The 12,115-nt window shown below is 53.8% G+C and carries 11 protein-coding genes; 9 read left to right on the plus strand and 2 right to left on the minus strand.

All coding sequences use genetic code 11. The annotated features are described in order from the left end of the window. Positions 1-245 precede the first annotated feature (245 nt). Positions 246-647, minus strand: a complete 402-nt coding sequence (locus tag WHS46_01355) for a response regulator (protein MEJ5347323.1) — start codon at positions 645-647, stop codon at positions 246-248. A gap of 11 nt (positions 648-658) precedes the next feature. Continuing rightward, positions 659-1,588: an ATP-binding protein gene (locus tag WHS46_01360; protein ID MEJ5347324.1), complete on the minus strand. Its 930-nt coding sequence runs from the start codon at positions 1,586-1,588 to the stop codon at positions 659-661. Between the two features lie 407 nt (positions 1,589-1,995). On the opposite strand from WHS46_01360, the gene WHS46_01365 reads away from it, so the two are divergent. The 9 genes from WHS46_01365 (at position 1,996) to WHS46_01405 (ending at position 11,728) form a co-directional block, all read left to right on the plus strand. Further along, positions 1,996-2,445, plus strand: coding sequence for a hypothetical protein (locus WHS46_01365; protein ID MEJ5347325.1), 450 nt, complete (start codon positions 1,996-1,998; stop codon positions 2,443-2,445). Next, a complete protein-coding gene (locus WHS46_01370; protein ID MEJ5347326.1) occupies positions 2,429-4,210 on the plus strand; it encodes an ATP-binding protein in 1,782 nt (593 codons plus the stop codon). Before WHS46_01365 ends, WHS46_01370 begins: the two co-directional genes overlap by 17 nt. Positions 4,211-4,242: 32 nt before the next feature. Continuing rightward, positions 4,243-4,677 (plus strand): response regulator, encoded by a 435-nt coding sequence (locus WHS46_01375; GenBank protein ID MEJ5347327.1) that lies wholly within the window; start codon positions 4,243-4,245, stop codon positions 4,675-4,677. Positions 4,678-4,692: 15 nt separating this feature from the next. Then, positions 4,693-5,088: a response regulator gene (locus WHS46_01380; protein ID MEJ5347328.1), complete on the plus strand. Its 396-nt coding sequence runs from the start codon at positions 4,693-4,695 to the stop codon at positions 5,086-5,088. Between the two features lie 4 nt (positions 5,089-5,092). Next, the gene (locus WHS46_01385; protein ID MEJ5347329.1) at positions 5,093-5,503 is read left to right on the plus strand and encodes a response regulator; all 411 of its coding nucleotides are present in this window, start codon (positions 5,093-5,095) and stop codon (positions 5,501-5,503) included. Positions 5,504-5,597: 94 nt separating this feature from the next. Next, entirely contained in the window at positions 5,598-6,887 is a 1,290-nt protein-coding gene (locus tag WHS46_01390; GenBank protein ID MEJ5347330.1) for a sulfite exporter TauE/SafE family protein, read from the plus strand. Positions 6,888-6,891: 4 nt separating this feature from the next. After that, the gene (locus tag WHS46_01395) at positions 6,892-7,596 is read left to right on the plus strand and encodes a hypothetical protein (GenBank protein MEJ5347331.1); all 705 of its coding nucleotides are present in this window, start codon (positions 6,892-6,894) and stop codon (positions 7,594-7,596) included. Between the two features lie 135 nt (positions 7,597-7,731). Continuing rightward, positions 7,732-10,383: a PEP/pyruvate-binding domain-containing protein gene (locus WHS46_01400; GenBank protein MEJ5347332.1), complete on the plus strand. Its 2,652-nt coding sequence runs from the start codon at positions 7,732-7,734 to the stop codon at positions 10,381-10,383. Between the two features lie 10 nt (positions 10,384-10,393). Beyond that, the gene (locus WHS46_01405) at positions 10,394-11,728 is read left to right on the plus strand and encodes a GAF domain-containing sensor histidine kinase (protein MEJ5347333.1); all 1,335 of its coding nucleotides are present in this window, start codon (positions 10,394-10,396) and stop codon (positions 11,726-11,728) included. The last annotated feature ends 387 nt before the right edge of the window (positions 11,729-12,115 follow it).

Below are 12,115 nucleotides of genomic sequence, written 5' to 3' on the forward strand. Positions count from 1 at the left end.
GACTTGCCGCAATAACGGCTATAGGAAGCCGACAAGAAACAAGGATGACCGCTGATTTGGTTATCATTTGTATGTAGGGGCAAGGCACCGCCTCGCCCCTGCAACCCTGAAACTGTGTCTCTTTATGGAAGGGAGCACGGAGTCCCGGCCCGCCTATTCTGCGACCGGCACGCTCGCCTTCCCAGGGAAAGACTCGTTGTCGGACAAGCTCGATGGGTGCTTTGTGGCCACGTTGCGACGGAAGGTCAGGAGCGCTGCACCTTTTCTTTGGCTCTTTTCTTTTCCAAAGCCCCTTCGATCTTGGCTACCAACTCGTCGATAGGGCACGGTTTGAGAAGATACTCGTATCCGCCAAGGCGCATAATTTCAACGGCGGCATCCACATTGGCGTGGCCTGTGAGAACAATGACTTCAGGCAAAGGGTCCATGCTTTTTATCTTCGCCAAGGCTTGAATGCCGTCCATGCCGGGCATTTTCACATCCAAGACGATCACGTCCACATCTCCTTGCTGAAGACGCACCATAGCCTCGTGGCCGGATCCGGCTTCCTCCACCTCAAAGCCCCTCTTCCTTAGGAGTTTTCCCATGGTCGTTCGAAACCGTTCCTCATCGTCCACAAGAAGGACGCGTGCCGTTTGCGATGTCATGCCGGGACCTCCTATTCCAGTTTTTTCTGTAATGTGTCAGGTCGGCGAGGCAGCCTTACGGTGAAACGGCTGCCGCAACCCTTTGAGGATTCCACAAAAATCAAACCACCGAGGGCGGTGACGATCTTTTGGCAAATGGCCAAGCCCAAACCGGTTCCTCGAGTCGGGTCCTTGGTGCTGAAAAAAGGGTCAAAGAGATGAGGCACATGGGATGGACTGATACCGCAACCCGTGTCGGCAATGGAGATATCGACCCAACCCTTGGCATCTTCCTGGGTTGTCACGATCACCGTTCCTTGAGACTCAATGGCTTGAACGGCATTGTTCAAGAGGTTCAAGACAACCTGACGGAGAAGAGGTGGATCCGTCCATAAGGGGACCATGGAGTCTTGGTAAGATCTTTGAAAGGTGATGTTTTTCTCTTTGGTGATCCGCTCCACCAATCGAACCATTTCCTCAATCAATCCGTTGACATCGACCCACTGAAGCACGGGCTGGCTTTTGCGTGCAAAATTGAGCAGCCTGTGAGTGATTTCGGCGCATCGGGACACCTGTGAGGCGATGACCTGAAGAGAATCTTGGATTTCCTGGGCTGCCTCGGGGTCGGAGGGTGGATGTTCCTTGAGAAGTTCCAGAATCCATTCCGCTTCTCGGCCGATGACAGCCAGAGGATTGTTCACTTCGTGGGCGATCCCCGAGGCCATTTCACCGATGGTGGCCATTTTTTGCGCCTGCAATAATTGGCGTGTGGTGAACTCATCTTTCGCCCGTTCCAGAACGAGCATGCGGACCAGAAGAAAGCTGACCCCCAAGGACAAAACCGCCCATGGAACAAGGATGGCCGTTAGGGAACACAGCCCCTGAGCCAATGCATGCCCACCAATGCCCAAAGCCCCCAAAGTTGGAAGATAGGCCCAGAAGAACCGTAGATGCTCTTTCATGAAATCATTATCCCTGTCCCTTTGAAGACGCACGCCTCCATTTCATGAAGCAAAACCCGCGCCCACAGGAGGCAAAAAGGGTCGACGGTAACAAGGCCGCCCATGGCATTCTGGGGCGGACACATCGGTCCGCCTTCACAGGGGCCGGGCAAGGTGCCGGCTGTGTTTGACGAACTGTAAAAGGTTCTGACAGCGAAAATTCTGTCCACACCTGGCCGGGGTGCACGGTTTGGCATTCAGAACGGCTGAAGATTAGCCTTTTTCAAAGGGAAGAGGCGACCGGTTATCCTGGCACGTTCATTGCCCGTCCAGAAAACCGTAAGCCGAGAAACAGGATTTGTTGCGATGGCTGGTGTTCGTCAACCGGTACGAATCGCTCGTTCAAGTGGAAAAGGACCACCGCGTTCATGGACCGACCGTTTCGCATCCTGGTAACCGACCGAAACCGTCATGTGCGCGCCTTTCTTCGAAGGGAACTCACACAAGACGGATACGAGGTCATGGAAGCCGGAGACTGTCGGGAAGTGCAAAAAATTCTACGTTCTCCCGTGATCGTGGACCTTTTGGTTTTTGATCCGGACATTGCTTGGGAGAGCCATCGCCTAATCTTGCGGAATCTTCGAGAGCGATATCCATCAATGCGCGTGGTGCTTCACAGCCTTTGGGACGATGCGTGCCTGGTCCAGCACGTGCACGCTGCGGTGTCCAAAACGGGATCCCTTAAGGAATTGAAAGAGGTGGTGTCTCGCCTGCTCGCACCTGAGGTTTTGGAAGACCCAACGAAGCCAAACTCCTGCGAAGGCTCATGGCCTCAGTCAAGGGACAAGGAAGGGGAACGGAATGATCACGGCGGATGAAAGGTACTACAGCAGCCTGCGCCGTAACATCATGGCCATTATCATCACCGTGTCCCTGATGCCTCTGCTGGCCATGATGGCCATTGCCGGCTACCAGTTTCACACGGCTTATCGGCACAAGGTGGTGGACCATCTGGCCGCTCTTGTGGAACGTCACGCGGTGCATATAGACACCTTTCTTAACGAAAAACTTGCGGATATCAGCTCCTTGGCGGCCATTAAACCTTTAGAAAAGCTTCAGGACCCTCAGGAGATGGAAAACATTCTGGCCATGTTTCAAGAAAAGCACAGGGGGGTCTTTGTGGATTTGGGCCTTGTGGATGAACAAGGGACGCAGGTGGCGTACGCCGGCCCGTTTCGGTTGATTCGTGCCCAATACAGGGACGCCTCATGGTTTCGAGAAGCCATGAACCAGCCCTTTACGATCAGCGATGTTTTCCTTGGACTGCGTGGGCTGCCGCACTTCATTGTGGCCGTGCGCATTGACAAGGGTGGGCATCAATGGGTTCTGCGATCCACCATCGATTTTGTCGCTTTTAACCGGCTTGTGGAAGAATTGCGGGTCGGTAAAACAGGCCAGGCTTTCATCATCAATACCGAAGGGCAGTTTCAAACTCAGCCCCACACCAAGCTTGGATTGAACCCAAAAGAGCTTCTACGTGTTGTTCGCGGGGAGCATTCGAGCAAGATGGAAATTTATCCATCGGCAGTGGAAGGACTCAATATCACGGAGAGTTTCGGCGCCGTTGCCAGAGATCCCTACGCATCAGGCGCAGCCTACTGGTTTGAATATACCGTCCCTGAAAGCCAAAGTCGGTTTCTTGTCTTCTATCAAAGTCTTAAAGGGGGTCGCTGGTACCTTTTTTATGTCCAGGAAACACAGGACGCCTTCCATGATCTCTACAAGGCCCGGGCACTCACCCTAGGGGTTCTGGCCCTCAGTGCGTTGGGGGTGGCTTTCACGGCATGGGCTCTGTCACAACGCGTGGTTCAGCGCATTATTCAGGTGGATCGTGAAAAGGAGATGATGAACGAACAGGTCATCGAGGCGGGAAAGCTGGCATCCATTGGGGAACTGGCGGCAGGGATCGCTCATGAAATCAATAATCCGGTGGCCATCATGGTGGAAGAAGCCGGATGGATTCAAGATCTGCTGCAGGACATGGAGCGGGGAGAATCTTTGGACGTGGAGGAAGTGCGCCGTTCTCTGGCCCAAATACGGACCCAGGGGGCTCGATGCAAAGAGATTACCCACAAACTCCTAAGCTTCGCGCGTCGCACTGATCCGACCGTGCAGCAGGTTCAGATCAATAAGCTTGTGCAGGAAGTGGTGGCATTGGTGGAACAGAGGGCTCGATACGCCGGTGTGAACGTTCGAACGCATTTGACGGACAACCTTCCTTGGGTGGCCATGTCACCTTCCGAAATGCAACAGGTGCTTCTGAACCTCATTAACAATGCTTTGGACGCCATGGAAAAGACCGGAGGAACGCTGGATATCACCACACGTTACGACAACGGTCGAGTGATCGTGGACGTGGCGGACACAGGGGAAGGGATTCCTCAGGCAAACCTGCAAAGGATCTTTGACCCTTTTTTTACTACCAAACCCGTAGGCAAGGGAACCGGCCTCGGGCTCTCCATCTGTTATGGCATTGTGCGAAAGATGGGAGGTGACATCACGGTCAACAGCGCCGTCGGTGTGGGAACCACGTTTCACATTCACTTGCCTGCGGGTGACGGGGTTGTGGAAAGGCCTTTCTGAGGAATGGAAACTTTAAAGAAGGAGGAATGTGCATGAATCGGACGGTCGTAATGCTCGTGGACGACGAAGTACCGTTTGTGGACACCATGACCCGGCGGCTGAGCAAGCGGGGACTTGAAATCCTTCAAGCTTACAGCGGCTTCGAGGCCCTGGAAAGCCTTGCCAAGAACCAAAAAGTGGACGTGGTCGTCCTGGACGTCAAGATGCCCGGCATGGATGGCATTGAAACCCTGAGGGAAATCAAAAAGGCTCATCCCTTGGTGGAAGTCATCATGCTCACAGGCCATGCCACGGTGGAAACGGCCATTGAAGGGATGCGGCTCGGCGCCTTTGACTACCTCATGAAGCCCTGTGACATCGAGGAGTTGGTGGGCAAAGTTCAGGAAGCCAAGGAAAAGAAAGCTCGCCATGAAGACAAGATCATGGAAGCCAAGGCAAAGGCGATTGCTCTTCGTCGTGGTGACTAAGGACTGGATAGGCCCATGACCAGCTCAGATACCTCCAGACCGCATGAGCTACGCGTACTCTTGGTGGACGACGAAAGAGGCTTTGTCGATGTGCTGGCCCGGCGCCTCAGTCGACGTGCCATGCGTGTGACCACGGCCTGCAGTGGCGCCGAGGGCATTCAAAAGCTTCGACATGAGAAATTCGATGTAGCGGTCCTGGATCTCAAGATGGAGGACATGGATGGAATCGATGTTCTGAAAATTTTCAAGAAAATCGATCCCTGTATGTCGGTGATCATGTTGACGGGTCATGGCTCGGAACAGGCGGCTCGAGAAGGCTTGACCCACGGGGCTTTTGACTATCTCACCAAGCCCTGTGAATTGGAGGAATTGGTCGAAAAGATTCATCGAGCTGTGGAAGCGGTGAGGTGATTTCGTGGAAACCATTCGTGTCTTGTTGGTGGACGATGAGGTGGAGTTTCTCGATACCTTGCTTAAGCGCCTGCGAAAACGGCAGGTGGAAACGGCGGGGGTTCAAAGCGGGGAGGACGCCCTGCGATACCTGGAAAACAACCCGGTGGACGTGGTGGTCCTTGATGTCAAAATGCCGGGCATGGACGGCATTCAAACCTTAAAGGCCATCAAAGAAAATCATCCCCTTGTGGAGGTGATCATGCTCACGGGGCATGCCAACGTGGAAGTGGCCATTCAGGGTATGGAACTGGGCGCCTTTGACTACCTCATGAAACCCATGGATATCGATGAGCTCCTCTACAAGGTCCAAGATGCCTGCAAGAAGAAAAGACTTCACGAAAAAAGAATGCTGAAAAGAAGGGGGGTGGAATAAGAGCGAAAGCGAGGAACAGACGAACAGCGAGAGAGATTCGGGTCGGTCAAGGACATTACGAAAACTCTAGATCGAGGTTGTGGCGATGAGAAAGATGCGGAAATTTTATGATATGTTGCTGAGTGCGTCCAAGGCGCATGCGCGATGGGAGTATGAAACTTCCCTTAACATTGTGCGAAGCCGAAAGCGACTTGTGATTCTCGGCTTGTTGGCGCTTCCGGCCCTTCTTTTTGCCGTGGCCTTTGCCGCGGATCCTTCTGGTGGCGGACTTCCCGGCATGTTAGGAGGCAAGGAAGCCTACACGCCGGCTTTTTACGACACCAGAATCTTTCTAATTTCCATCCTCGTCGGTTTGTGTGCCGGGCTTATCACAGGTTGTATCGGAGCCGGTGGTGGCTTCATCATCACACCGGCCCTCATGAGTGCTGGAATCAAGGGTATTCTGGCGGTGGGGACGGACCTCTTTCACATCTTTGCCAAGGCCATTATGGGCACGACCGTGCACAAGAAACTGGGCAACGTGTCCGTGCCTTTGGCCGTCTGGTTCCTAGTAGGTTCCGGGGTCGGCGTCACGGGTGGCGGCTTTATCAACAGAACCCTTTACGAGATCAATCCACTGCTCAGTGATACCTTCATAAGCGTCGTCTATGTGATCTTGCTGGGATTCCTAGGGATTTATGCGCTCACCGATTTTCTCAAGCTGCGAAAAGCCGGTGTGGATGTGGGGGCGCATCACGGCGAGAGTCCTCACGGCGCTGAAGCCACCTCAGGCAAAGTCGGTCTGCCCGCGCGCCTGCAAGCCACGAATATTCCCCCGTACATTCGGTTTGATGAAGACCTGGTGCCTGGAGGTAAAAGGATTCCTGCCATTTTCGTTATCATTTCCGGTGCCCTGGTGGGATTTGTGGCCGCCATCATGGGTGTGGGCGGCGGTTTTCTCACATTTCCAATCTTCGTTTACGTTCTTGGAGTCTCCTCTTTTACCACGGTGGGCACGGACATTTTGCAGATCATTTTTACGGGAGCTTACGCCGCCATTTTTCAGTACGCCATCTATGGCTTCATTTTCTACACACTGGCCATGGGCATGCTCCTAGGTTCTCTTTTGGGCGTGCAACTGGGAGCTTTGACCACCAAAGTGGTCAAGGGAATCTACATTCGAGGCTTCTACGCCGTCGCCATTATGGCCGGCTTCGTCAACCGTCTGTTTGCTCTGCCCAAAAAGCTGGCGGAGATGAAATACATTACCCTGGCTCCTGAAACCGGAAAAATTTTGACCGTCGTGGGCAACTGGGCCTTTTTCATCGTTGTGAGCATCTTCGCGCTGTGGATCATCGGCACCTTTGTGACCCGCATTGGAGCCCTTCGTGGAACGGAGGCATAAGATCATGATTACGAACAAGAAAATGTTCACTCTTGGGATTGTTTTGACGGTTGGCTTCTTTGTTGTGCTGTGGATCATGTTCCAGCCGTACTTCGGTGGAGAGAACGCTTTCCACGCCGCGGACCGTTTGTTCAACACCATTTCCAAGGGATCGTCCTATTACATTCCGGGCTTACAGGAAAAAGCCAAGGCTTTGGAAGCAACGACCGTGGACGTGAAGCTTTCGGTCAGCCCTGAAAAAGTTCGAGACAATGTAGCCAAACTCTTGATGACCAACGGCATCATGGTGGCCAAGGAAGGAGAACAATTAAGGGTCCAGGGTTCACTCGGAGCCATTCTCTCGGCGGCCATCAAGGACAGTGACAGCATGTACCACAACCGGGGCGAAGATCTGAGCGGTCGTTATGGCATTCCCGAAAAAGAAGCCCTTTTTGCGTGGTGGAACGCCCTCAAAGCCATGGATAAGGCTTTAAAGGAGCAAAAGAAATTTAAAGAGTCCAAGGAAGTTCATGAAGTCATCGCTCGCGGTGTCGAAGTGGGCTACAATTATTACGGCATTGCTCCCGAAAAGGCGACTGCTCGAGCCGGCATCTTGACCTTTTCCCTGGTTTTTTACGTCATTTACACCATGTGGTGGGGGTTTGCCATCTTGTATCTGTGTGAAGGTCTAGGGCTTGAAATGAAAAAAGGTGTGAAGAAAGAAGTCTAAGATTCTTGAGCCTTTCCGACGGGTTCGCCGTCGGAAAGGCTCCGTCTATTTTCAGAGCGTAAGCCATGGAGTTACTTTGCCGCTTGGGGAACATGGAAAGGAACTCTGCGAGCCGGGATCGTCAAGGAGGGTCATGTGGCGAGCCGTTTCACAAGAAATCTCCAAAGATGGACTCAGAAGGCTCTTGCCGGTTTAGGACTCTCCTTATCGAAAGATCCCTTGCCCGAGGAAAGTCTGGAAGATCTCCGATTGGCTTTTCAGCGCAGATATCATCACTTTAAGCTACTTCTGAACGCCAACAATCGCGCTTTGGAAATCATGACCGAAATGGAAGAGATGCTTCAAGGCACTCGCCCTTTCGGCATGACCTTCGTTCGGTCTCGATGCACCCAAGTTTCCACCAATGTTTTTCAAATCATTCAGCATTTGGACGCTTTGGCTCCAGAAAAATACAAGCAGCTCTACGACGCCTTTCGAACCATTCAGAAACAGATCAACACCTACATTTACACCCCCGGTTCATCCGGTTCTGGACCTTTAGTGTTGTCCATGGAGGAGGTGAGCAAGGAAACCGGGGACTGGGTGGGATCCAAGATGGCAAACCTTGGAGAGATCAAACGTCAACTCGGGCTGACTACGCCCGAAGGATTTGCCATCACCACATTCGGGACGGCGCGTTTTTTTCAAGAAAACCAGCTTCAGGAAGAAATCGACCGGCGTCTTCAGGCGGTGCAGGCGGATCGCTTGGATGAGCTCTTTGCTTTAAGCGCTCAGATTCAAAATCTGGTCATTGCAGCACCTGTGCCCGAGGAATTACGGGAGGCCGTTGCTGCGCAGGTGTCCCATCTGAAGGCAAAGCTGGGAGGAAGGCTTCGTTTTGCGGTTAGAAGCAGCTCCCTGGCGGAAGACCTTCCGGGAATGTCCTTTGCCGGACAATTTCGTTCCGAATTAAACGTGGGCGAAGAAAACATTCTGCAGGCTTTCAAGGAAGTGGTGGCGAGCAAATACGGGGTTGCCGCCATGACCTATCGGCTCCGTCGAGGTTTGAGGGACGAAGATGTGTCCATGGCCGTGGGTTGCCTTGTGATGGTGGACGCCGCGGCCAGCGGGGTCCTGTACACTCGAAATCCATTGAATATTCGAGAAGATGTCCTGGTCATCAACGGCGTGTGGGGACTCCCAAAGTCCGTGGTGGACGGCAGTGTGAGCCCTGACGTCTGGGTCGTGTCCCGCAAGGAACCTCATGGAGTGCTTGAAAGACATGTGGGGGAGAAAACGGTCAAATACGTCTGCTACCCGGATGAAGGCGTTTGTCGGCTGGAAACGGCAGGGGACGAGAGCCGGCAGCCGTGCTTAACCGATGCGCAGGTGGCGGCTTTGGCTCGGGTTGCCTTGCGTATCGAGGCCCACTACGGAGCTCCACAGGATGTGGAATGGGCTGTGGATGCTTCCGGGCATGTGGTGATCCTGCAGACGAGACCGTTTTCAGCGCATCAGGCGACGGAGACCAGCGGGTTGCAGGCCATCGACGCTGGCCGAGATGGACTTAATGTCTTGGCACAAGGCGGTGTGACGGCTTCTTCTGGAATCGCCTCGGGCCCGGTGCACGTGGTGCGTCGTGATGCAGACGCGCTTCAATGTCCACAGGGAGCCGTCCTGGTGGTGGCGCAGGCGCTGCCCCGATGGGCGCCGCTTTTGGGGCGTGTGGCGGCGGTGCTGAGTGAACAGGGAAGTGTCGCCGGGCACTTGGCCAATGTGGCCAGAGAATTTCGTGTGCCTGCCGTCTTCGGCCTTTCCGGTATTATGGAATCACTGGCTTCGGGTCAAGTGGTCACGGTGGATGCGGATCAAAGACGTGTGTATGAAGGGGATGTGCCTATCGAGGTATCGGAAACCGCCTCTCAGCCGGCTCTCATGAAAGGCACACCCGTCTACGAGGTCTTGGAAGGCGTGATCCGCTGGATCATCCCCCTTAACCTGCTGGATCCGGATTCTCCCTCTTTTTCCCCAAAGCAGTGCACCACCTTTCATGACATCACCCGGTTCTGCCATGAAAAGGCCGTAGAGGAGATGTTTCGGTTCGGTTCGGAGCATCGTTTTCCTCAGAAATCGGCCAAGCAGCTCATGTGCCGTGTTCCCATGCAGTTCTGGATCATCAATTTGGATGATGGGTTCACAGAGGATGTTGAAGGGCCTTATGTGACATTGGATCAGATCGTGTCCCTACCGATGCTTGCCCTATGGCATGGGATGACGGCCGTTCCATGGGAAGGGCCGCCCCCTGTGGACACCAAGGGGTTCATGTCTATTCTCATGGAAGCCACCACCAACCCGGGTCTGGATCCTTCTGTGGCTTCCCCTTACTCGGTGCGAAATTATTTCATGATTTCCAGAAACTTCTGTAGTCTTCAATCACGTTTCGGGTTTCACTTTTCCACGTTGGAAGCTCTGGTGGACGAACGCACATCGCAAAACTACGTGAGCTTTCAATTCAAGGGTGGAGCCGCCGACCGCACGCGACGGGTGCTCAGGGCTCGGTTTGTTGCGGATTTGCTGGAGTCCTTTGATTTTAGGTGCGAAGTCAGGGAGGATGCCGCCTTCGCACGGTTGGAAGGGCGTCCGCAAGACGTTATGTTGGATCGACTACGGACTTTGGGTTATCTCATTATTCACACGCGCCAATTAGACATGGTCATGCATAATGCGGATTCCGTGCATCGGTACCGGACCAAGATGCTTCAAGAGATTGAAAGTGTTCGAAAGGCACAAGGCTTGACCTGTGCGTAGGAGTTTATCCATGGGTCCCATATCATTTCAAACTGATTTGACGACGGTGTCTTTCAGTCGTCGAAAACTCATGCACCGAAACCGAGCCCTATCCGTGCTTTTGGGCTTAAGCGAAGTGCTATCCCAATCCAAAGGCCTCAACGAACTCCTGACCCAAGCGTTGGACTACGTTCTGGAACACACAGCTTTTGATGCCGGCCGTGTCTACCTCATGGAACCGGATCGACAAAGCCTTCGACTGGCTGCCTTTCGAGGCATGGATGTCCAGGGGCTGGAGCGGGTGAACTTGGAGGAAGGGTTTACGGGTCGAGCGGCCAAATCTTGTGCTTTTATCGCCCAGTCTGTAGATGCCTTAGGAGATGCCAAAAGGGCCGAGCTTTTGCTTTCTAAAGGGATTCACACGGTGGTCTGTGTTCCCTTTGTTGTTTTGGATCGCGTGGAAGGGGTCATGAACCTAGCGGCCAAGAGCCCCATGCAGTTGCATCAAGACGAGGTGGATCTTTTGATGATGATCGGGCATCTCATCGGGGTTGCGGCCATTCATGCGGAAACGGAAGAGATTTTACGGGAAATCGTTGAAGAACTTCAGCAGCGAAACGAGACGATTCAGCTTTTTGTTTCCACCGTCGGCCATGATCTGAAAGGGCCCGCTGTGGCTGCCTACGGATTTGCCAAAAGACTCCATGAACGCTACGCGAAGCTGCTGGATGAGCGTGGAATGCTCTATTGTGAGCAGATACTTAAAGCCACCAGACAGATTGCATGCATGGTGGATGAACTCAATAATTTCTTGCGCACTCGAGAAATGGCCGTTCGTCTGCAGCCCTTGCCCGTGGCTTCCCTTTGGGACAGCCTGCGGCAGGAATTTGCCTCGGAGCTTGCCAAGAAATCTGTGCACTGGTCGGAACATTCTCGGGTTACTGAAGTGACGGCGGATGAGGTCCTGGTGCTTCGCGCTTTAAGAAACCTTGTCCAGAACGCCCTCAGCCATGCAGGGCCCGGATTGCGAAGTCTTCAGGTGGGCTGTGAGGAGAGAGAAGGGTTCTATGTCTTTTGGGTGGCGGACGACGGGGAGGGCATTCCTTTTGAACACCAAAGGAAGCTGTTTGAACCCTTTGCCAGGCTCAAGCCTTCAAAGGGTGTGGAGGGTTCAGGGCTTGGCCTGGCCATTGTGCGGGAAGTGGCGCACCGGCATGGCGGAGAAGCCTGGGTGCGATCCGAGCCTGGAAAAGGGGCCGTTTTTTTCTTTAGTCTTGCCAAGGTAGCTGAGATGGCTTGCGGATGCGTGCCACCGCACAATCATGCGGCGGAAGCTCCGCGACACGACACGAAAGACATCTCATGAACCCTGTGGGGGCGGCCCGATATGTGCGCCCTACGATGCGGTGGGCCATTGTTCATGTTAAACCCCTATGGGGGTTGTGATGAGCTCTTTGTGTGGGGTACAAGGAGCACGTTATAGGGGCGGCCCGATATGTCCGTTCCAAAGCCCCCAGTTTGGGGACGGATCGAGGGTCTCGCCCATCGGTGTACCCCTGCATGGGCCCCAGAATTTGGTCACAATCATGCCTGTTGAGGGCAGGTTGGGATATTCGTCCAGAGTGAGCCGCTGCCATGGAAATTCCCGATCCTCGCCTCAATGTAGTCTTACAGCGGCCATGCTCGAAGCCACGGCAAAGGGGTCCAAGGCGCCGATTTTCATTTCAAGACTCTAAAGCAAGCAAACGGCAGT

The organism is Desulfosoma sp. (assembly GCA_037481875.1).
Taxonomy (GTDB): domain Bacteria; phylum Desulfobacterota; class Syntrophobacteria; order Syntrophobacterales; family DSM-9756; genus Desulfosoma.